The organism is Pseudomonas sp. GW821-FHT09E12, from assembly GCF_059416085.1.
The window spans coordinates 258,481-278,563 of record NZ_JBWKOM010000010.1 but is presented as its reverse complement, the minus strand read 5'-3'; the positions used below and the strand labels follow the sequence as shown (position 1 = coordinate 278,563).

The following is a 20,083-nucleotide window of genomic DNA, read 5'->3' as shown; positions in this document are numbered from 1 at the left end:
CGCCCGGTCCTTTATTTCACGACAGAATGATGACTGTTTGATGACGCTCCGAGGAGCGTCAGCATTAAATTGCCATCATCTCAGTGCTTGGCGACCGCGGTGTTGAGCTTCAGGTAATCGAGGAGGATTCGCCCGGTTTCGCTGAGGTAAGCGTCGTCTTCCGGCTTGGTCTTGTCCGGATCGGCGGCCGCAATGGCGTCCTCGTCTTCTTTCTTCAGCTCCTTGAGCGGCTCTTCACCCTTGGCCTTGCGGCGGATGTTTTCCAGCGCCAGCTGCTTGGCCTCGATGTCGGCGTGCTGCGCCCGACGTTCGGCTTCGTTGAGGCTGACGGTTTTTTCCGCCATCAGCTTCTTGGCCAGGGCCAGCTTGTCGCGGATGAAGACGAACTCGGCGTCCTTGGCCGAGCGCACGTCATGCTCGGATTTCAGCTGCGCGAGGAACGGCTTGAACGGATCCACCTCCGGCTTGATGGCCGGGCGAATGGTGTCCCATGGCATGGCTTCGGGCAGGGCGCTTTCGCCGATTTCCTTGGTGTCGATGATCGACGGGTAATCGATGTCCGGCAGCACGCCCTGATGCTGGGTGCTCTGCCCGGAAACCCGGTAGAACTTGGCCAGGGTCAGTTTCAGCTCGCCGTGGTTGAGCGGCTGGATGGTCTGCACGGTGCCTTTGCCGAAGGTCTGGCCACCGATGATCAGGGCACGGTGATAGTCCTGCATCGCACCGGCGAAAATCTCCGAGGCCGAGGCCGAGAGACGGTTGACCAGCAGCGCCATCGGCCCTTTGTAGAAGGCGCCAGGGTTTTCATCTTCGAGCACGTCGACCCGGCCGTCGGCGTTACGCACCAGCACGGTAGGGCCCTTGTCGATGAACAGGCTGGTCAGCTCGGTGGCTTCCTGCAGGGAACCGCCGCCGTTGTTGCGCAGGTCGATGACCACGCCGTCGACCTTGTCTTTCTGCAACTCGGTCAGCAGTTTCTTCACGTCACGGGTGGTGCTCTTGTAGTCCGGATCGCCGGCACGGAAGGCCTTGAAGTCCAGGTAGAAGGCCGGGATCTCGATCACCCCGAGCTTGTAGTCCTTGCCGTCCTGCTTGAGGTTGAGGATCGACTTCTTCGCCGCCTGCTCTTCCAGCTTCACCGCTTCGCGGGTGATGGAGACGATCTTGCTGGTCTGGTCGTTCGGCGCGTTGCTCGCCGGGATGATTTCCAGGCGCACCACCGAGCCTTTCGGACCACGGATCAGTTTGACCACTTCGTCCAGGCGCCAGCCGACCACGTCGACCATTTCCTTGTCGCCCTGGGCCACGCCGATGATCTTGTCCGCCGGGGCCACCTGCTTGGTCTTGTCGGCCGGGCCGGCCGGCACCAGGCGCACGACCTTGACCTGGTCGTTGTCGCTCTGCAACACGGCGCCGATGCCTTCCAGCGACAGGCTCATGTTGATGTCGAAGTTCTCCGCGTTATCCGGTGACAGATAGTTGGTGTGCGGGTCGTAGGACATGGCGAAGGTGTTGATGTACGCCTGGAAGATATCTTCGGCGCGGGTCTGGTCCAGGCGGGCGAGCTGATTCTTGTAGCGCTTGGTCAGCGTTTCCTGAATCTGCTTGGGTTCCTTGCCGGCGATCTTCATGCGCAGGACTTCGTCCTTGACGCGCTTGCGCCACAGGTCGTCGAGTTCCGCGGTGGTCTTGAGCCACGGCGCGTCCTTGCGATCGATCAGCAAGGACTCCTTGGTGGTGAAGTCGAATTTGTCGACGCCTTTGCCCAGCTCGGCCAGGGCAAAGTCCAGGCGCGCCTTGACGCGGTCCAGGTAGCGTTTGTAAATGATGAAGCCGGCGTTCAGGTCACCGCTTTTCAGGAAGTCGTCGAACTGGGTTTTCCACTTGTCGAATTCCGCGATGTCGCTGGCCATGAAGTAGCTGCGCGACGGGTCCAGCAGCTTCAGGTAGCTGTCATAGATGATCGCCGAGCGCGCGTCGTCCAGCGGTGGCTTGCTGTAGTGATGACGCTTGAGCAGCTCGACGACATTGAGGCTGGCAATTACCTCGTCGCGATCCGGCTGAAGTTTGTCCCAGCTATTGGCTGCGAACGTATTGGTCGACATCGGCAGCAGACCGAGACCAATGAAAAGAGCGAGGGCGGTGCTGGGGAACAAATGCTTCATGCTGATTCGACGCGGGGGCAATTGATAACGCATATTAGGCCGTCTTTGAAGTCGCCGGTTCCACAAGGACCGGTCGCATAATGCAAAAAGCCCGGTGCTACAGCTCCGGGCTCAGTCCAGACTCACTATGGAGGCACTGTGAAAGCATTGCAAGGCGTTGAAGGTCATGTGGAGTGGGTTGAAGAGCCCAGTCCGACGTGCGACGTAGGACAAGTGCGAATCCGTGTGGCGGCCGCGGGACTGAACCGGGCCGACCTGTTGCAACGGGCCGGGCTCTATCCGCCGCCACCGGGCGCCAGCAAGGTGCTGGGCCTTGAGTGCTCGGGGGTGATCAGCGAGGTCGGCCCGGGTTCTGCGTGGCAGGTCGGCGATCGGGTCTGCGCACTGCTGGCCGGGGGCGGCATGGCCGAGGAAGTGGTGGTCGATGCCCGTCATGTCCTGCCGGTGCCGGAAGGGCTGTCCCTGGCGCAAGCGGCGGCGCTGCCCGAGGTGTACAGCACTGCCTGGCTGAACCTGTTCCAGCTGGCGGCCCTCAAGCCGGGGGAAAAGGTCCTGCTGCACGCCGGCGCCAGTGGTGTCGGTTCGGCCGCGATTCAGTTGTGCAAGGCATTCGGCAACCCGTGCTGGGTCAGCGTCGGTTCCGCCGACCGCCTGGCCTACTGTGAAGCGCTGGGGGCCCAGGGCGGCGTGGTGCGCACCGACGGCCTGGAAGGCTTGCGGGATTTCGGGCCGTTCGATGTGATCCTGGATCCGGTCGGCGCCAACTATGCCGCGCATAACGTCAAGCTGCTGGCCCTGGACGGGCGCTGGGTGCTGATCGGCTTGATGGGCGGGCGCGAGGCCCAGTTGGACCTGGCGCAGATCCTCGGCAAGCGCATCCAGTTGCTGGGTTCGACCTTGCGCAGCCGCGACGAGCAGTTCAAGGCCGATCTGTTCAGCGATCTCAGCCAGCATGTCTGGCCACTGTTCGCCGAAGGGCGCCTGAGCCCGCAGCTGGCCATGACCTTCCCGATCAAGGACGCCGAAGCGGCCTTTGCCGAGCTGGCGACCAACCAGGTGTCGGGCAAGCTGGTGCTGCTGATCGACGAGACCTTGGCCTGATCCTGTAGCCGCTGCCGAAGGCTGCGATAAGCCCGAAGGGCTTTTTAGCGATCTTCAGATCTTGCGCCCACGTTGTGGGCGATCGCAGCCTGCGGCAGCGGCTACAGAGGCACCTACTTCCACTGATGAATCGGCCAGCCGGCCTTTTCCGCGTGTTCGCGCAGTACCGGGTCCGGGTTGACCACATGCGGGTAGTCGACCTTCAGCAGCAACGGCAGGTCGTTGCGCGAGTCGGAATAGAAGCTCGCGCCTTCGAGGTTTTCTTCTTCGGCATCCAGCCATTCCAGCAGGCGGGTGACCTTGCCTTCGCGGTAGGTCAGGGTGCCCAGGGTATTGCCGCTGTAGACCCCGTGCAGCACCTCCAGCTCGATCCCCAGGACTTCATCGATGCCCAGGCGTTCGGCAATGGGCTGGACCAGGTGAGTACCCGAGGCCGAGATCACCAGGATCCGGTCGCCGGCCTTGCGGTGTGCGGCGATGGCCTTGCAGGCATCGCTGAAAATGATCGGTTCGATCACGTCCTCGACCCAGGGGCCGACCAGGTGCCCGACCTCTTCCGGGGTGCGTCCGGCCATCGGCTCCAGGCTGAAGGCCATGAACTCCTCCATGGCCAGCTTGCCGTGGCTGTAGGCGTCCATCAGCTCGTTGTTGCGGCGCATGAAAGACTCGCTGTCGACCCAGCCCAGGCGCCCCATCTGTTCGCTCCAGAGGGTGGCGCAGTCGCCGTGGATCAGGGTCTCGTCCAGATCAAAAATTGCCAGGGCCATTAGTACCGCTCTCTCTTAATCGTTTGCGTCAAAGTCATCAGGCTACCTCACAGAGGGCCGTGGGATCGATGGAAAGTGCCAGGCGTTGGCCGTCGGGGTGCAGATCGTCCGGCGAGCGGTTCAGCACATCCACCACCAGTTCCACGCCACGGGCTTCGACCCGGTAGCGGATCACGTTGCCCAGCAGGCTGTGGCTGCGGATCAGCGCGTCGGGTTCGCCATCCTTGCGCAGCTCGATGGCTTCGGGACGAATCGCGATACGCCCGTTGATCGGCCGCTGCAGCAGCCTGCTGGCACTCTCGGCATCCAGCAGGTTGTAGTTGCCGATGAAGCCGGCGGCGAACACATCCACAGGTGCGGTGTAGAGCGTCTCGGCGTCGCCGCTCTGGACGATCTTGCCCTGGTTCATCAGGAAAATGCGGTCGGACATGGTCAGGGCTTCTTCCTGATCGTGAGTCACGAAAATCGTGGTCAGTCCCAGTTCGCGCTGGATCTGCCGGATCTGTTCGCGCAGGTGCTTGCGGATCCGCGCGTCCAGCGCCGACAGCGGCTCGTCCAGCAGCAACAGGCGCGGACGGGTCACCAGCGAGCGGGCCAGGGCCACGCGCTGGCACTGGCCCCCGGACAGTTGATGGGGATAACGGCTGGCGAAGTCGTGCAGTTCCACCAGGCGCAGGACTTCGAGCACGCGCTTGTGGCTCTCGTCGGCGTTGACCTTCTGCATGCGCAGGCCGAACGCCACGTTCTGCTCCACGGTCATGTTGGGGAACAGCGCATAGCTCTGGAACACCATGCCGATCCCGCGTTCTTGCGGGCTCAGGGGCACGATGTCGTGGCCGTCGAGGAGGATCTTGCCGGCGTCCACCGGGGTCAGGCCGGCGATGCAGCGCAGCAGGGTGGACTTGCCGCAGCCGGACGGGCCGAGCAGGGTGACGAATTCGCCCTTGTGGATTTCGCAGTTGATGTCGCTGAACACCGGGGTGCCACTGTAATTTTTCTGCAGGTGTTGGACGCTGACGAAGCTCATTGGCTTTTGTCCTTGTTCAAGATGTTGGCGGCCCAGGTCAGAACCAGCACAAAGAAGAAGTAGGAAATCACCAGCGCGCTGGTGAAGTGGCCGCTGCTGTTGCGCATATTGTTCAGGTAGACCTGCAGGGTTTCGTAGCGGGTGCCCACCAGGATGTTGGCGAACACGAATTCGCCGAACAGGAACGAGAACGACAGCAGCAGGGCCACCATCAGGCCCTTGCGCAGGTTCGGCAGCACCACCAGGAAAGCCGCCTGCCAGGTACTGGCGCCCAGCAGCTGGGCGGCGTCCATCAGGTCGCGCAGGTTGATCGCCTGCAGGTTATTGGTGATCGCCCGGTACATGAACGGCAGGGCCACGGTGAAGTAGCAGCCGACGAGGATCCACGGTGTGCCGACCATGGCGAACGGTCCCGAACCGTAGAGTTGCAGCAGGCCCACCGAGGACACCACCGGCGGCACCGCGAACGGCAGCAGGATCAGGATGTTCATCAGCGCATCGAGCTTTGGGAAGTGGTAGTGCACCACGAACAGCAGGGGCAGGATCAGCACCACCGACAGGATCAGGGCGCCGACGCAGACCAGCAGCGACTGGCCGAAGGCGTGCAGGAAGCGCGGGTCGCTCCACAGCTGGATGTACCACTTGAAGGTAAAGCCGCTGGGCAGGATGGTCGCCGACCAGTTGCTGGCGATGGAGTAGATCAGGGTCCCGGCCAGCGGCAGCAGGAGGATGGCGAACAGCAGGTACACCACGACCCGGTGATAGAGGGCGGCGGAGCCGGGTTCAGCGCGAGACATGGTAGCTCCTCTTCAACAGCAGCTGATGGACGATGGTCACCAGGGTCATCAGCGCCACCAGGACCACGGCCAGGGCGCTGGCCATGTTCGGGTCGAGGGAGATGTCGCCGGAAACCATGGCGGCGATGCGGATCGGCAGCACGTTGAAGTTGCCGGTGGTCAGTGCATAGACCGTGGCATAGGCGCCCAGGGCGTTGGCCAGCAGGATGACGAAGGTCCCCAGTAGCGCCGGGGTCAGCACCGGCAGGCCGATGTGGCGCCAGAACTGCCAGCCACTGGCGCCAAGCAGTGCCGCGGACTCGCGCCAGTCTTCGCGCAGGGCATCGAAGGCCGGGTAGAGCAGCAGCACGCCCAGGGGGATCTGGAAGTAGGTGTAGAGGATGATCAGGCCGGTCTTGGAGTACAGGTTGAAGTCCTGAATGATCCCCGCCTGCTTGAGCATGATGGTGATGCTGCCGTTGAAGCCCAGCAGGATGATGAAGGCGAACGCCAGGGGCACGCCGGCGAAGTTGCTGGTCATGTTGGCGAAGGCGTTGACGAAGTTGCGCAGCTTCGAGTCGACCCGGCGCAGCGAGTAGCTGCCGAGAATCGCGATGACGATGCCGAACACGCTCGACCAGAAGCTGATCTCCAGGCTGTACTGGATGGCTTGCAGATAGAACCTGGAACTGAAGATCTTGTTGAAGTTGGCCAGGCCCCAGCCGAACTCTTCCGATTGCAGGCTGTTGATCAGCACCCAGAGCAGCGGGGCGATCTGGAACACGATGAAGAACAGGGCAAAGGGCAGCAGGCACAGGATCGCCAGCCATTTGCCGCGGGTGAATGCATTCACTTCAGCAACTCCCGGCATACAGGTTTGTCGTGGGGCGCGCCGAGCAATTCGCAGATGGTGCCGCACAGCTCGGTCTGATCCGGCGTGGCGACGGGGCTGAAACTGAACGCATCGCCGAGGACGAACAGCGGCACTTCCCGCTCCTCGGGTAACAGGCCGTTGTGGGAACGGTCGTTGTTCATGCCGTGGTCGGCCGTCACCAGCACCTGGTAGCCGGCGTCGAGCCAGCCTTGCAGGTAGTCGGCGAGGATGATGTCGGCCGAGCGTGCGCTGTTGCGGTATTGCGGGCTGTCGAGGCCGTGCTTGTGCCCGGCGTCGTCGATGTTCATCGGGTGCACCAGCAGAAAGTTCGGCGCATGGCGCAGCCGCAGGTGTTCGGCGTCGGCGAACAGATGGGAATCGGGGTAGTGGTCGTTCCAGTAGAAGTGCCCGTGCTGGATCGGCAGCTTCTTGTTGTCGGTATGCCGGTCCCGGGCCGGGTTGAACGGTGAGCGGTTGTACAGCTCGCTGATCCAGTGATAGGCCGCGGCGGCGGTGCCAAGCCCGGCGGCGCTGGCGTAGTGGAAAATGCTGCGCTGGTTGGACAGGCGCGAGACGTTGTTGTGCACGATGCCGCTGTCCAGCGGTGGCACCCCGGTCAGGATGCATTCGTAGAGCGGTCGGGACAGGGCCGGCAGTTCGCATTCCAGCTTGTACAGCGCGGCGCGTCCTGCGCCGACATAGGCCTGAAGGTGCCCCATGGCATGGCGGGCGACCTCATGGTTGAGGCCGTCGAGCACGACAAGGATGACGTTGTGTGACATGGGGGAGGACTCCGCAAGACAACCAGGTGCCTGTAGGAGCGAGCTTGCTCGCGATGGCATCTCTGCGGTTCCAGGACAGACCGCAGCGCCTGGATCGCGAGCAAGCTCGCTCCTACAGATGCAGCATTACTGCATGTTGATGATCACTTCTTCCTGCCATTTCTGTGGCAGGCCCTTGGAGGTTTTCTCCCAGGCGTCGGCGTCCTTGATCGGCGTGACTTTCTTGTACTGCTCGTTGGGCAGCAGGTTGGCCTGGACTTCGGCGGGCAGGGTCAGGTGCTCGGCGCGGATCGGACGGGCATTGCCGCGCGCCAGGTTGATCTGGCCGGCATCGCTGAAGATGTATTCACGGGTCAGCTTGGCCGCGTTCGGGTGCTTGGCGTATTTGTTGATGATGGTGGTGTAGCCGGAGATCACCGAACCGTCCGACGGGATCAGCACGATGTAGTCGTCCTTGTTGACCATCTTGTTGCGGTAGCTCAGGCCGTTGAAGTCCCAGACCACGCCGACTTCCACTTCACCCTTTTCCATGGTGGCGATGGTTGGGTTGGCCAGGGACAGGCGCCCCTGCTTGGCGATCTCGGCGAACATCAGCAGCGCCGGCTGGATGTTCTTTTCATCGCCGCCCTTGGCGATGGCCGCGGCCAGCACGCCGTTGGCGGCCTGGGCGGCGGTGCTCACGTCGCCGATGGAGACCTTGTATTTGCCTTTCTCCAGGTCGGCCCAGCTTTTGGGGGCTTCGGAGCCGTGCAGCAGCTTCTTGTTGATGATGAAAGCAATGGTGCCGGTGTAGGCCAGCGCCCAGTTACCGTCCTTGTCCTTGGCCCAGTCCGGGACCTGGTCCCAGGTGCTTGGCTTGTAAGGCTGGACCACGCCCTGCTTGACCGCGATCGGGCCGAAGGCCGCGCCCACGTCGCCGATGTCGGCGCTGGCGTTGTCTTTCTCTGCGGCGAACTTGGCGATCTCCTGGGCCGAGCTCATGTCGGTGTCGATGTGCTTGAGGCCGTAGTGCTTGGCCAGGTCTTCCCAGGTCCCTTTCCAGTTGGCCCAGTCGTCGGGCATGCCGACGCTGTTGACGGCGCCTTCGGCTTTCGCCGCGGCTTCCAGGGTCTTCAAGTCGGTATCGGCGGCCATGGCGGCGGTGCACAGGGCGATGGTCGAGCCTAACAGTGATGCCAGGAAAAGCTGTTTCATCCGAAGCTCCTTTGGGCGTGTTCAACGCTGTGTTTGTCTAACGTTGTTGGTCTAGGTCAGCAATACCTGAGCCAATTTAAGCCGGCTGGATGACACTTTGATGTCGGCATCAGTCCTGCAAGGCGTTTGCGAGTGTCAGGCACGGGTCTGCGAGATAAGCGTAGCCCAGGGCTAAACAGCTGATATGAAAGGACTTGGCCAGCCAATTGCAGGTGTCTGGAACAGCGATTTGGCGGCGTTGTCATCTGTCAGTCATATGCAGTGCCTAGGCTCTCGGTGAAGGCTGAGGGCCTTTTTCCCTGGCACGTTTTGCCCTGAAACAGTGCTGGTCTAGTCCAGATAGGTAACGTTGATGCGCGAAGAGGCAGTCAAGGCGGTGACAGCCATTGGGCAGGTCCTGCAGGAACAGATCGATCACGGGTTGTTGGCACCCGGTAGCAAGCTGCCGGCCGAGCGCAAGCTCAGCGAGTTGTTCGGCACTACGCGGATTACCGTGCGCGAAGCCTTGTTGCAGTTGGAGGCCCAGGGCCAGATCTACCGCGAGGAGCGGCGCGGCTGGTTCGTCTCGTCGCCACGGCTGGCCTACAACCTGATGCAGCGCAGCCATTTTCACGCGATGGTCAGCGCCCAGGGGCGCGTGCCGTCGACCGAGATGATTTCGGCGCGCCTGCAACCGGCTTCAGCGGCGGTCTGTGCCTGGCTGCAACTGCCGGCGCTGTCCAGCGTGATCCAGATCCGTCGGGTACGGCGCATCGACGAGCGTCTGGTGCTGTATGTCGAGCACTACCTCAATCCGCAGTACTTCCCGGGCATTCTCGATTTCGACCTGAACCAGTCGATCACCGAGCTGTATGCCCGGCACTACGACCTGCATTACGGCCGGGTGCGCTTCGAGATCGTGCCGACCTCCTTGCCGGTGGAGGCGGCCGCGGCGTTGAAGGTTTCGGCCGGCAGTCCCGGGCTGCGGATCGCCCGGGTCAATTACGACCAGCACCAGCGCCTGATCGACTGCGACCTGGAGTTCTGGCGCCACGACGCGATCCATGTCGGTGTCGATGTGGCCTGAGCCCGCTCCCGGTGCGGGAGCGAGCTTGTTCGTGATGACGCCCGGGGCCAGTCCTTAAGGTTTGGCTCCGGCAAACAGATAATCGGTGGTCAATGACGCCAGGGTACGCACGCCCACCACCAGCGCCGATTCATCGACAAAGAACCCCGGGTTGTGGTTCGGCGCGGCCTTGGCCATGTCCTGGTCCCGCGGTGTCACGCCGAGAAACACGAACAGCCCCGGCGCCTCCTTGGCATAGAAGGAAAAATCTTCCGCGCCCCCCACCAGCGGGCCTTGCACCACGTCGTCCCTGGCCGCCCAGCGCAGGCTCGGCAGCATCTTTTCGGTCAGGGCCGGGTCGTTGATGGTCGGGTCGTACTTCTCGATGATGCTCACCTCGGCCTTGGCGCCGCCGCTTTCGGCGATCTTTTCCACGGTCTGGCGCACATCGCTGTGCAGCTTCTGGCGAATGCCGTAGTCGTACGAGCGGATGGTGCCGCTCATGTCCAGCGACTCGGGAATGATGTTGTAGCGCGTGCCACCGTTGATGGTGCCGATGCTGACCACCGAGGGAAACGACGAGATGTCGGTGCGGCGGCTGACCACGGTCTGCAGTCCGACTATGGCCTGGGCACCGACCGTGATCGGATCGATGCCGTCCCAGGGGCGGCCGGCGTGGGTCTGCTTGCCGAGAATCCTGATGCGCAGGTCGTCGGAGCTGGCCAGGGTCGGGCCCGGGCGGTAGGCGATGCGTCCGGCCGGAATCCCGGCCCAGACATGTAGGCCGAACACTGCGTCCGGCTTGGGCGATTTCATCACGCCTTCCTGCACCATCATCTTCGCGCCCCAGGTGTTCTTGCCGTCGGGGATGAAATCGCTCGGGCCTTCTTCGGCGGGCTGGAAATAGAACACCACGGTGCCGGGCAGGCGCTCGCGCATGTCACTGAGGACTTTCGCCGTGCTCAGCAGGATGGCGGTGTGGGCGTCGTGGCCGCAGGCATGCATGACGTCCACTTCCTTGTCCAGATAGCGCCCCTTGGCCTTGGAGGCGAACGGCAGGTCCGCGACTTCCTTGACCGGCAGTGCGTCCATATCGGCGCGCAAGGCCACGGTGGGGCCGGGCAGGGCACCCTTGAGCACCGCCACCACGCCGGTGCGGGCGACGCCGGTCTTGACCTCCAGGCCCAGGGCGCGCAATTGCGTGGCTACCAGTTGTGCGGTGCGCTGTTCGGTGTTGCCGAGTTCCGGGTGGGCGTGGATATCGCGACGGGTTTCCAGCAGCACTGGCTCCAGGGCCTTGGCCTGTTCGGCGATGTGCTGGCGGGCCTGTTCCATGGGGCTGTCGTCGACAGCGTTGGCGGCCTGGCCGGACAAGGCCAGGACGCCGATCAGGCAGGCTTGGGCGATAGCGGATAGCTGCATAGGGGGCTCTCTCCATGATTAGTGTTGGGCTGCTCAGGTGCCAGAACCTGTGACCGCCCCAACCCTGGAGAGTGCGGCCGCGCCCTTGCCGAGACGCGGCCGGACGCCTTACTCCTCTTGCTGGGGCCCGCCGCCGGCGGTGATCACTTGCACGCTCATGCGTGGCGTGGCCAGGTCCATTCCGGCTTCGTCGAGGTGACGCTTGAGGGACAGGTTGAAGGCTCGCGACACTTCCCATTGCTTGATCGGCGCGGTCTTGAAGCGGGCGCGCAGAATCGCGTTGCCGGACTCGAAGCTTTCCACCCCCTGGAACTCCAGCGGCGACCAGATGTTGCGCCGTTGCAGCGGGTCGGTACGCATCTTCTGGCCGACATCGCGCATCAGTTTGATGGCTTCGTCTATGTCCATGTTGTACGGAATGGCCACCCGGAAGATCGCGTAGCCGAACTCCCGGGAGTAGTTCTTGATGCTCTTGATTTCGCTGAACGGGATGGTGTGCACGATGCCGTCGATATCGCGCAGGCGCACGGTGCGGATGGTCAAGCCTTCGACGGTACCCAGATGGCCGCCGACATCCACGTAGTCGTCGATGGCCAGGGAGTCCTCGATGATGATGAACAGGCCGGTGATCAGGTCGGCCACCAGCGACTGGGCGCCAAAACCGATGGCCAGGCCGATCACACCGGCACCGGCCAGCAGCGGCGTGACGTTCATGCCCATGTTCGCCAGGGCGACGATCAGGGCAATGATGAAGATCGCGACGAACAGCACGTTGCGGATCAGCGGCATCATGGTCTGCGCCCGGGCATTGGCCAGGCCTTTGCGCGAGCGGGTCAGGGCGTGGTGCACCGCGGTGTCGCTGAGGATCCAGATCAGCCAGGCGAACAGCAGGGTACCGCCGAGGCTGAACAGCTTGACGCTGATTTCGTGGCCGTCGCCTTCGGTGAAGCGGATCAGCGACATGCCCCAGACCCGCAGGCCGAGTTCGATGAACACCAGCCACACCAGCAGGTGGGCGAGGGTGTAGAAGAAGCCTTTGAGGCGCTCGGAATACAGGGCGTGGCGCTTGTGCCCGCGCTGGGGCTTGAGGGAATGGCGGCGCACCAGGCCGTTGATCACCATGCACAGCACCAGCAGCACGGTGCAGATCAGCGACTGGCGCAGGGCCGTGCTGGTGTCGCCGGCGGAAATGAAGGTGGCGAACAGGGAAATGGCCACCAGCACCAGCGCTGGCAGGTACCAGAAGGTGCCGATGATCTCGATGGTGTCGCTCAGGGCGCGGCGGGTCAGGCGGCGGGACAGCGGCTGGTTGCGGATCAGGTGAGCGATCGGCCGGCGGAAACGCAGGATGAACACCCCGGTGGACAAGGCCGCCATCACATTGGCGAAGGTGGCCGCGGTGTGCGCCAGGTGGCTGCCCAGGCTGGCGATCAACCGTGGGTCGTTCAAGGCCTCGCCGAAGGCAGCGAAACTGCCGATCAGCCACAACGGCCGGAAAGCCTGGCGACGCAGGATGTACAGCGCGCGGTGACGGTTCGGACCGTCCAGCACGGAAAAGGCGATCACGCAGATCGCCGAGAAGCAGGTGCCGACCACCAGCGCATAAGCCAGGACCATGGCCAGGTCCTTGCCCAGGGACGAGGGCAGTTTGTAGGTCATGTACACGGTCATGATCAACGCGATCAGCCAGGGCCCCAGTTTGCGCAGGGCGAAGCGCAGCAGGTCCCAGGTCTTGGGGTGTTGCGGCAGTTCTTCGGTGAGGCCGAAACGCTCGCGCAGGCGGTGGCTGAGCCAGATCAGCGCCGCGGCGAGAAGGCTCCAGACCATCAGGATCAGGGCGAAGGCGAAGATGATCGGCAGCCATTCGCTGGCCGGCAGCATCAGGGCCGCCAGTTCATCCTGGGCCTGATCGAATTCGTTCGACCAGCGAGTGATCGGGCTGTCGGCGCCGGAGAACTGTTTTTCGAAGCTGGACAGGGTGCCGCCGATAAGGCCGAGCACGCCTTCTTCGGCGGGCGTCTGGGCCTTCTTCGTGGCGTCGCGGAGTTTTTTCAGGTCGGTCAGCAACTGGGTGCGTTGCTGGTCGTTTTCCAGGGACTTGATCACTTCATCCAGCGACTGCCCCAGGGGCTGCTCGGCTTGTGGCTGGGTTTTGCCGCTGTTGAGCAGGCCCGGCAAGCCCACTGCCTGGGCCGATGACAGCGGCAACAGTGTCAGGAGACAGAGAAACAGGCAGTAGGGCAGAACGGAAAGACGAGCAAACACTGGGCGGTCAACCTCAGAAAAAGCGGATCGACCGAGTGTACGAGGCAGCCAATACCAATGCGAGCCTGGACGGCGGATTTATTCGGCGAGTTTGGCGAGGATCTTGTAGATCACGGTGCCGAGGATCAGCAGCATACCGGCCCACATGCTGAAGATGCCGGCGTTCTTGTCGCGGAAGTTGTAGCCGATGGCCAACAGGATCATTCCCGAGAGAATGGGAATGAGCATGGCGTGGAACGAAGACATCGAGATCATGGCGACAGCCTTGTCGGAAGGGGATAGTCCTAAGTCTAGGTGGCTTTGGCGAGGTTCGGGTTGATGTGCATCAGAAATGCTGCGGCACCCTGTAGCCGCTGCCGCTGGCTGCGATCACCTGTAAAAACAGGCGCAGGATCTTGAGATCGCTGAAGCCCTTCGGGCTTGTCGCAGCCTGCGGCAGAGGCTACATGGGGCTTACGGCAGATCGCGGCTGGCGTAGAACGCGCTCAAGACCTTCACCAGGTGGGCCAGGTCGTGGCTGCCGCACAGTTCGCGGATCGAGTGCATGGCGAAAGTCGGCAGGCCGATATCCACGGTGCGCACGCCCAGGTGGCTGGCGGTGATCGGGCCGATGGTCGAGCCACAACCCATGTCGCTGCGCACCACGAAGCTTTGCACCGGCACTTCCTCGGCCATGCACAGGTGGCGGAAGAAACCGGCGGTTTCGCTGTTGGTGGCGTAGCGCTGGTTGCTGTTGACCTTGATCACCGGGCCGGCGTTGAGTTTCGGGCCGTGGTTGGCATCGTGCTTGTCGGCGTAGTTGGGGTGCACGCCGTGGGCGTTGTCGGCCGAGACCAGCAGCGACTTCTGGATGGTACGCACGAATTCGTCGCCTTCGGGCAGCAGGCGGCGCAGGGTCTGCTCGAGCATCGGGCCGTCGGCGCCACAGGCCGAGCAGGAGCCGACTTCTTCGTGGTCGTTGCAGACCAGCACGCAGGTTTCCTCGGTGTCGGCGTTGAGCAAGGCTTGCAGGCCGGCGTAGCAGGACAGCAGGTTGTCCAGGCGCGCGCCGGCGATGAAGTCGCCGTGCAGGCCGATCACCGCCGCGCTTTGGGTGTCGTAGAAGCTCAGCTCGTAATCGAGCACCACATCGGCGTTCAGGCCGTGTTCGCGGGCCAGCTGGTCGGTCAGCACCGCGCGGAAGTCGACCCGCTCGTCGCCGGCGAATTGCGCGAGGATCGGCGGCAACTCGGTCTGGGCATTGATGGCCCAGCCCTGGTTGGCTTCGCGATTGAGGTGAATCGCCAGGTTGGGGATGATCGCGATGGGCGCCTTGAAGTCGATCAACTGGCTTTCAACCTTGCCGTCACGACGGAAGGTGACGCGGCCGGCCAACGACAGGTCGCGGTCGAACCAGGGCGCCAGCAGGGCGCCGCCATAGACTTCCACGCCCAGTTGCCAGAAGCCCTGGCGTTGCAGCTCCGGTTGCGGCTTGACCCTCAGGCACGGGCTGTCGGTGTGCGCGCCGACCATGCGGATCCCGCCTTGCAGAGGCGAATGCCGCCCCAGCTTGACGGCCACGATGGAGGAGTCATTGCGGGTGACGTAGTAGCGACCGTTGGCTTCGGTGGTCCACGGCTCGCGCTCGTCGAGACGCTGGTAGCCCGCGGCCTCCAGGCGTTGTACGAGGCTGGCGGTTGCATGGAAAGGGGTAGGGGAGGCCTTGAGGAAGTCGATCAGGCCCTGGTTCAACTCTTCGCGCATAAGTAACTCCAGACAGCAGTGGCGCGAGTTTACCGTATCGGCTCGCGGCATTGCAGGCGCAATGCCGTTGAGGGAGACAACATTCATCGCGGCAGGGAAAACGGCTCAACCAGTGATCAGGTTGCCTTTGAGGAACACTTCGCGGCGTTGCTTGCGACCCACATATTCATGCTTGCTGGCCTGGTAAACCTCATTGAATTTCTCTGCGCAAATGCCCGGCAGTTGATCGAGGTACTCCTCCACCAGCGCGTCGTACTGCGCTTCGGTGATCAGTTTGTAGACTTCGCGGCGATAGAAGAACCCCAACTGAAAACCCAGGGTTTCGCTGGCATGGGGCGTGATGGTCGCGAAGCAGTTCTCGAAGTCGATGGCCTTGAGCGGAGCCTGGGGGCTGATCATGATGTTGCCGGCCCAGAAATCCATGTGGGTGATGTTCTTTTGCGCGAGGGAGTGCAGCAGGCCGAATGCATCGCGGATAAAAGGCTCGATCTTGTCCGGGTTGTTGCGCAACCACTGTACGCCGTCGACGTAATCATCCAGCAGGCGGGTAATGATGAAGTATTCCTGTACCAGCCCCAAGCGATCCCGGGTGTAGCCGAATCCTTCAAGGTCGGACATCTGTACGCCGCGTCGCTGGGCTTCGACGGTGTTGATCAGTTCTTCCAGCGGCCAGTCGAAGCGGCCGTTGCGCTGGGGCTTGCCCAGGGTGACGCGAACTTTCGCCTTGAGCGTATCCAGGGGTTGCACCTTGGCGAACAGCGGTGTCTCGCCGGTCGCCAAGGGGGTGCTGGCGCGGGTCTGTTTGTGGGCGTGACGTTGGCGGATGAGTTGCTCGAGGGCTGTGCAGGCGTCTGCCGAAGGTTTTTCGCGAAGGTGCAGGGTGGTATTCAGAAAGCAGAAGGTGAAAGGGTAATCGCGTTGAAATGGCTGACTGCTGAGCACGAGGGCTTCCTGCCTTAATGTCGAATAGCCACTATTTTAATATTATTTTCACAAATTCATAACAAATTGTTCAGATTAATCTTCATTTCTGATCAGATTTTTCCTGCTTGCCCCTCAATCGAGGGGCGTCCCGCTACGGTGGCCGCTCTCGATCAGAACGGTGCCGGGCACTCGAAGCGCAGGCGTTCGCCACTCTGCGGATGGGTGAAGCTGAGCATGCTGGCGTGCAGGCACAGGCGTGGCCAGGCGGCCAGCGCTTGCGGATGCGCGTACAGGCCGTCGCCCAGCAGCGGGTGGCCGATGGACAGCATATGCACCCGCAACTGGTGCGAGCGCCCGGTGATCGGGGTCAGCTCGACGCGGCACCAGTCGCCGCAGCGTTCCAGCACTCGCCAGAAGGTCAGGGCGTTCTTGCCGAATTCGTGGTCCACCACGTGCCGCGGTTTGGTCGGCGGGTCGTAGCGCAGTGGCAGGTCGATGCTGCCGCTGTCCAGTTCCGGCTGGCCCCAGCACAGGGCGGTGTAGGCTTTTTCGGTCTCGCGGTCGTGAAATTGCCGGGACAGTTCGCGATGGGTATCGGGGTCGCGGGCCAGCAGGATGATGCCGGAGGTTTCCCAGTCCAGGCGATGGACGATGCGGGCTTCCGGGTAGCCGTTTTCCTGCAGGCGGGTGATCAGGCAATCCTTGTTGTCATCGGCCCGGCCGGGCACGGAGAGCAGCAGGGTGGGCTTGTCCACCACCAGGACGGCGGCGTCCTGGTGAATGATGCGGATATTCGACAGCGGCATTAAAACAGCCTCGTAACAAACGCCAACGGCGGCTCGATCGACCCGGCTTCTACAGGAGCACCTGTGCTCCTGTAGAAAAACCGAGGGACCGAGCCGCCGTGGCTCCAGCCGAATCGATCAGCGATCAGGCAGGGTGATATTGAGTTCCAGGATCGAGCAGCTGCCCTGGTTTTCCAGGGCGACATGCACGTCATCGGACCCGATATTGACGTACTTGCGGATGACTTCCACCAGTTCCTTCTGCAAGGCAGGCAAGTAATCAGGGGTAGTGCGCTGGCCGCGTTCATGCGCCACGATGATCTGTAGACGCTCTTTCGCTACCGACGCGGTGCTTACTTTTTTGCTGGCACGAAAGAAGTCAAAAAGATTCATTACCTACCTCCAAACAGGCGCTCGAAGAATCCCTTCTTCTCAACATCAAGGAACCGGTGTTCCACGGTTTTACCCAGCAGACGGTCGACAGCATCGCTGTACGCCTGGCCGGCGTCGCTCTGGTCATCGAGAATCACCGGAACGCCTTGGTTGGAAGCCTTGAGTACTGCCTGGGATTCTGGAATCACGCCCAGCAGCGTTACTGCGAGAATCTCTTTGACGTCTTCGACGCCAAGCATTTCGCCGTTGCTGACACGCGAAGGGTTGTAGCGGGTCAGCAGCAGGTGTTCCTTGATCGGGTCTTCGCCGTTCTCCGCGCGCTTGGACTTGCTGGCCAGCAGGCCCAGCATGCGGTCGGAGTCACGTACCGAGGAAACTTCCGGGTTGGTCACGACAATCGCTTCGTCGGCGAAGTACATGGCCAGGTGAGCACCTTTCTCGATACCGGCCGGGGAGTCGCAGACCACGAATTCGAAGGTTTCCTTGAGCTCCATCAGCACTTTTTCCACGCCTTCCTGGGTCAGCGCATCTTTATCGCGGGTCTGACTGGCGGCCAGTACGTAGAGGTTTTCCAGGCGCTTGTCTTTGATCAGGGCTTGCTGCAGGTTGGCTTCGCCGTTGACCACGTTGACGAAGTCATACACCACGCGACGTTCGCAACCCATGATCAGGTCGAGGTTACGCAAGCCGACGTCGAAGTCGACGATGACAGTTTTGTGGCCGCGCAGAGCGAGGCCGGTACCGATAGCGGCGCTGGTGGTGGTCTTACCCACACCACCCTTGCCGGATGTAACCACGAGAATCTTGGCCAAGGTGTTTCACCCCTAAGGAAAAAGGACTTTTAGCCCCTGAAAAACATCTCTTGAAAACTACTGCAGTCGGACAGCCTTGGCTGGAGGTCGGTTAACACCTGCTCCTACTTCGTTTGAGCCGTATTCGCTACGTTTTAGAGATGCTTGGAAAATGCGGCAGTATCCGTTAAAGACGTGTGATGTTCAACACGTCACCCGACAGGCTGACCTGGACCCCGGCACCCCACAACGGATCGCGCCGCAGGTCCTCGGAAACCTTGTACTGGCCGGCGATGGACACCAGTTCAGCGCTCAATTGCTGACAGAAAATCCGTGCCTTGGTATCTCCCTTGACCCCGGCCAGCGCTCGACCGCGCATCGGGCCGTATACATGGATGTTGCCATCGGCCAGAAGTTCCGCACCCGGACTGACCGAGGAGGTCACGACCAGATCGCCACCCTGGGCATAGATCTGCTGCCCGCCGCGTACTGGCGAAGTGATGATTCGGGTGGGCTTGATGGTCGGCTCAGGCGGCTTTTCAGGCTTTTTCCGGGCTTCGTTTTCCTGCGGTTCCAGCGGTCGTTCCCGGGCGCCGGAAGGCGGCAGCACGGGCAGGTCGACGGCGATCGCCGCGGCGATGTCTTCGATGCGGCTGGCGCGGATCGCCAGGGTGCGCAGACCATGGTGACGGCAGACGCGCATCAGGCCGGGCAGATCGACGGCGCCTTCGCTGGCCGGCAGTTTGTCCAGCGCCAGCACCAGCGGGGCGTTGCTGAAGAAATTCGGGGCTTGCGCGACCTTCGCCGCCAGTTGGCGATCGAGGCCCTCGAGGTCGTTGCGGGCCAGTTCCAGCACGGTGATGGCCAGCATGCTGCCCTTCAACTGGAACACAGGATCCAGGTCTTGCGATTCGGTTTGGCTCATGGTCGGCATAAAGCGGCTTGTCACTAAAAGTGCCGAGACTTATAACGAGAACGCCCGCGGGCCGCAAGCCGGGTCGAACCGATGTAGAATGCGCGACCTTGTTGTCTGTCCGGAATCTGTAATGGATCGCCCGCGTTTTCGAGCTGCATTTCTTTATCCCCGTTTTTGGCCGCTGTGGCTGGGCCTGGGTCTGCTATGGCTGGTGGTTCAACTGCCTTATCCGTTGCTGCTGTGGATCGGTCGTGCCCTGGGCGCGCTGATGTACCGGGTGGCCGGTGAGCGTCGGCGGATCGCCAAGCGCAACCTGGAACTGTGTTTCCCCGAAAAGTCCGCCGCCGAGCGCAAGCGCCTGCTCAAGGAAAACTTCGCCTCCACCGGCATCGCCTTTTTCGAAATGGCCATGAGCTGGTGGTGGTCCAAGCCGCGCCTGGCGCGCCTGGCCCATGTCGAAGGCCTGGAGCATCTCAAGCAGGCGCAGTTGGAAGGCAAGGGCGTGATCCTCATGGCCCTGCACTTCACCACCCTGGAGATCGGCGCCGCCTTGCTGGGCCAGCAGCACACCATCGACGGCATGTACCGCGAGCACAAGAACCCGCTGTTCGATTTCATCCAGCGTCGTGGCCGCGAGCGGCACAATCTGGATTCCCTGGCGGTGGAGCGTGAAGACGTGCGCGGCATGCTCAAGCTGCTGCGCGCCGGGCGGGCCATCTGGTACGCACCGGACCAGGATTACGGCGCCAAGCAGAGCGTGTTCGTGCCGCTGTTCGGCATCCAGGCGGCGACGGTCACCGCCACCAGTAAGTTCGCCCGGCTGGGCAAGGCCCTGGTGGTGCCTTTCACTCAGCAGCGGCTGGCCGATGGCAGTGGTTATCGGCTGGTGATTCACCCGCCGTTGCAGGATTTCCCGGGTGAGACCGAAGAGGCCGATTGCCTGCGCATCAACCAGTGGATCGAAGGTGTGCTGCGCGAGTGTCCGGAGCAGTATCTGTGGGCTCATCGGCGCTTCAAGAGCCGTCCGCCAGGCGAGCCGAAGCTGTATAAGAAGCGCGGTTGAATTTATCGCGCTAGATTGAAAGCCCTTTATCAGCGCCATGGAGTGTAGCG

19 protein-coding genes are annotated in these 20,083 nt (G+C 62.4%); 3 read left to right on the top strand and 16 right to left on the bottom strand.

Features of this window, described 5'->3' with window-relative positions; genetic code table 11:
* Positions 1-80: 80 nt before the first annotated feature.
* Positions 81-2,165, bottom strand: a complete 2,085-nt coding sequence (locus AC07PQ_RS26830; protein WP_493186379.1) for a carboxy terminal-processing peptidase — start codon at positions 2,163-2,165, stop codon at positions 81-83.
* 138 nt (positions 2,166-2,303) lie between these two features.
* On the opposite strand from AC07PQ_RS26830, the gene AC07PQ_RS26825 reads away from it, so the two are divergent.
* A complete protein-coding gene (locus AC07PQ_RS26825) occupies positions 2,304-3,266 on the top strand; it encodes a zinc-binding dehydrogenase (RefSeq protein ID WP_062825001.1) in 963 nt (320 codons plus the stop codon).
* A 113-nt stretch (positions 3,267-3,379) separates the two neighbouring features.
* Here AC07PQ_RS26825 and AC07PQ_RS26820 read toward each other — a convergent pair whose 3' ends face one another.
* The 6 genes from AC07PQ_RS26820 to AC07PQ_RS26795 form a co-directional block, all read right to left on the bottom strand.
* The gene (locus tag AC07PQ_RS26820; RefSeq protein WP_009045076.1) at positions 3,380-4,033 is read right to left on the bottom strand and encodes an HAD family hydrolase; all 654 of its coding nucleotides are present in this window, start codon (positions 4,031-4,033) and stop codon (positions 3,380-3,382) included.
* A 37-nt stretch (positions 4,034-4,070) separates the two neighbouring features.
* Entirely contained in the window at positions 4,071-5,060 is a 990-nt protein-coding gene (locus AC07PQ_RS26815) for an ABC transporter ATP-binding protein (RefSeq protein WP_493186380.1), read from the bottom strand.
* On the bottom strand, positions 5,057-5,857 hold the full coding sequence (locus AC07PQ_RS26810; RefSeq protein WP_007927838.1) for an ABC transporter permease: 801 nt from the start codon (positions 5,855-5,857) through the stop codon (positions 5,057-5,059). Before AC07PQ_RS26810 ends, AC07PQ_RS26815 begins: the two co-directional genes overlap by 4 nt.
* A complete protein-coding gene (locus AC07PQ_RS26805) occupies positions 5,844-6,707 on the bottom strand; it encodes an ABC transporter permease (protein ID WP_164523771.1) in 864 nt (287 codons plus the stop codon). Before AC07PQ_RS26805 ends, AC07PQ_RS26810 begins: the two co-directional genes overlap by 14 nt.
* Positions 6,686-7,492: an alkaline phosphatase family protein gene (locus AC07PQ_RS26800; RefSeq protein ID WP_007927840.1), complete on the bottom strand. Its 807-nt coding sequence runs from the start codon at positions 7,490-7,492 to the stop codon at positions 6,686-6,688. Before AC07PQ_RS26800 ends, AC07PQ_RS26805 begins: the two co-directional genes overlap by 22 nt.
* 126 nt (positions 7,493-7,618) lie before the next feature.
* Entirely contained in the window at positions 7,619-8,686 is a 1,068-nt protein-coding gene (locus AC07PQ_RS26795; RefSeq protein ID WP_009045072.1) for an ABC transporter substrate-binding protein, read from the bottom strand.
* Between the two features lie 352 nt (positions 8,687-9,038).
* On the opposite strand from AC07PQ_RS26795, the gene AC07PQ_RS26790 reads away from it, so the two are divergent.
* Positions 9,039-9,752 carry a UTRA domain-containing protein gene (locus tag AC07PQ_RS26790; protein WP_493186381.1) on the top strand — a complete coding sequence of 238 codons (714 nt, stop codon included), beginning with the start codon at positions 9,039-9,041 and terminating at the stop codon, positions 9,750-9,752.
* A gap of 54 nt (positions 9,753-9,806) precedes the next feature.
* Here AC07PQ_RS26790 and AC07PQ_RS26785 read toward each other — a convergent pair whose 3' ends face one another.
* The 9 genes from AC07PQ_RS26785 to minC all read right to left on the bottom strand — a co-directional run bounded on the left by AC07PQ_RS26785 (position 9,807) and on the right by minC (position 18,979).
* Positions 9,807-11,153 carry an amidohydrolase gene (locus AC07PQ_RS26785; RefSeq protein WP_007927849.1) on the bottom strand — a complete coding sequence of 449 codons (1,347 nt, stop codon included), beginning with the start codon at positions 11,151-11,153 and terminating at the stop codon, positions 9,807-9,809.
* Between the two features lie 108 nt (positions 11,154-11,261).
* Positions 11,262-13,418 carry a mechanosensitive ion channel family protein gene (locus AC07PQ_RS26780; protein ID WP_101338770.1) on the bottom strand — a complete coding sequence of 719 codons (2,157 nt, stop codon included), beginning with the start codon at positions 13,416-13,418 and terminating at the stop codon, positions 11,262-11,264.
* Positions 13,419-13,496: 78 nt separating this feature from the next.
* The gene (locus AC07PQ_RS26775; RefSeq protein WP_007927853.1) at positions 13,497-13,673 is read right to left on the bottom strand and encodes a hypothetical protein; all 177 of its coding nucleotides are present in this window, start codon (positions 13,671-13,673) and stop codon (positions 13,497-13,499) included.
* A 198-nt stretch (positions 13,674-13,871) separates the two neighbouring features.
* A complete protein-coding gene (locus tag AC07PQ_RS26770) occupies positions 13,872-15,161 on the bottom strand; it encodes a M18 family aminopeptidase (protein WP_007928670.1) in 1,290 nt (429 codons plus the stop codon).
* A 105-nt stretch (positions 15,162-15,266) separates the two neighbouring features.
* Positions 15,267-16,103 carry a hypothetical protein gene (locus AC07PQ_RS26765; RefSeq protein ID WP_007928668.1) on the bottom strand — a complete coding sequence of 279 codons (837 nt, stop codon included), beginning with the start codon at positions 16,101-16,103 and terminating at the stop codon, positions 15,267-15,269.
* 152 nt (positions 16,104-16,255) lie between these two features.
* Positions 16,256-16,891, bottom strand: a complete 636-nt coding sequence (locus tag AC07PQ_RS26760) for an RluA family pseudouridine synthase (RefSeq protein ID WP_007928667.1) — start codon at positions 16,889-16,891, stop codon at positions 16,256-16,258.
* Positions 16,892-17,008: 117 nt separating this feature from the next.
* Positions 17,009-17,263 carry a cell division topological specificity factor MinE gene (gene minE / locus AC07PQ_RS26755; protein ID WP_007928666.1) on the bottom strand — a complete coding sequence of 85 codons (255 nt, stop codon included), beginning with the start codon at positions 17,261-17,263 and terminating at the stop codon, positions 17,009-17,011.
* A complete protein-coding gene (minD, locus tag AC07PQ_RS26750) occupies positions 17,263-18,075 on the bottom strand; it encodes a septum site-determining protein MinD (protein ID WP_007928664.1) in 813 nt (270 codons plus the stop codon). Before minD ends, minE begins: the two co-directional genes overlap by 1 nt.
* Positions 18,076-18,241: 166 nt before the next feature.
* Complete coding sequence (gene minC, locus AC07PQ_RS26745) at positions 18,242-18,979, bottom strand: septum site-determining protein MinC (RefSeq protein WP_009045065.1); 738 nt, start codon at positions 18,977-18,979, stop codon at positions 18,242-18,244.
* A 121-nt stretch (positions 18,980-19,100) separates the two neighbouring features.
* On the opposite strand from minC, the gene AC07PQ_RS26740 reads away from it, so the two are divergent.
* Complete coding sequence (locus AC07PQ_RS26740; protein WP_038576968.1) at positions 19,101-20,033, top strand: lipid A biosynthesis lauroyl acyltransferase; 933 nt, start codon at positions 19,101-19,103, stop codon at positions 20,031-20,033.
* Positions 20,034-20,083: the final 50 nt, after the last annotated feature.

Coding starts and splice junctions, on each gene's coding strand:
- AC07PQ_RS26830 (WP_493186379.1), bottom strand. CDS start 2,165: ATGAAGCATTTGTTCCCCAGCACCGCCCTCGCTCTTTTCATTGGTCTC.
- AC07PQ_RS26820 (WP_009045076.1), bottom strand. CDS start 4,033: ATGGCCCTGGCAATTTTTGATCTGGACGAGACCCTGATCCACGGCGAC.
- AC07PQ_RS26815 (WP_493186380.1), bottom strand. CDS start 5,060: ATGAGCTTCGTCAGCGTCCAACACCTGCAGAAAAATTACAGTGGCACC.
- AC07PQ_RS26810 (WP_007927838.1), bottom strand. CDS start 5,857: ATGTCTCGCGCTGAACCCGGCTCCGCCGCCCTCTATCACCGGGTCGTG.
- AC07PQ_RS26805 (WP_164523771.1), bottom strand. CDS start 6,707: ATGCCGGGAGTTGCTGAAGTGAATGCATTCACCCGCGGCAAATGGCTG.
- AC07PQ_RS26800 (WP_007927840.1), bottom strand. CDS start 7,492: ATGTCACACAACGTCATCCTTGTCGTGCTCGACGGCCTCAACCATGAG.
- AC07PQ_RS26795 (WP_009045072.1), bottom strand. CDS start 8,686: ATGAAACAGCTTTTCCTGGCATCACTGTTAGGCTCGACCATCGCCCTG.
- AC07PQ_RS26790 (WP_493186381.1), top strand. CDS start 9,039: ATGCGCGAAGAGGCAGTCAAGGCGGTGACAGCCATTGGGCAGGTCCTG.
- AC07PQ_RS26785 (WP_007927849.1), bottom strand. CDS start 11,153: ATGCAGCTATCCGCTATCGCCCAAGCCTGCCTGATCGGCGTCCTGGCC.
- AC07PQ_RS26775 (WP_007927853.1), bottom strand. CDS start 13,673: ATGATCTCGATGTCTTCGTTCCACGCCATGCTCATTCCCATTCTCTCG.
- AC07PQ_RS26770 (WP_007928670.1), bottom strand. CDS start 15,161: ATGCGCGAAGAGTTGAACCAGGGCCTGATCGACTTCCTCAAGGCCTCC.
- AC07PQ_RS26760 (WP_007928667.1), bottom strand. CDS start 16,891: ATGCCGCTGTCGAATATCCGCATCATTCACCAGGACGCCGCCGTCCTG.
- minE (WP_007928666.1), bottom strand. CDS start 17,263: ATGAATCTTTTTGACTTCTTTCGTGCCAGCAAAAAAGTAAGCACCGCG.
- minC (WP_009045065.1), bottom strand. CDS start 18,979: ATGAGCCAAACCGAATCGCAAGACCTGGATCCTGTGTTCCAGTTGAAG.
- AC07PQ_RS26740 (WP_038576968.1), top strand. CDS start 19,101: ATGGATCGCCCGCGTTTTCGAGCTGCATTTCTTTATCCCCGTTTTTGG.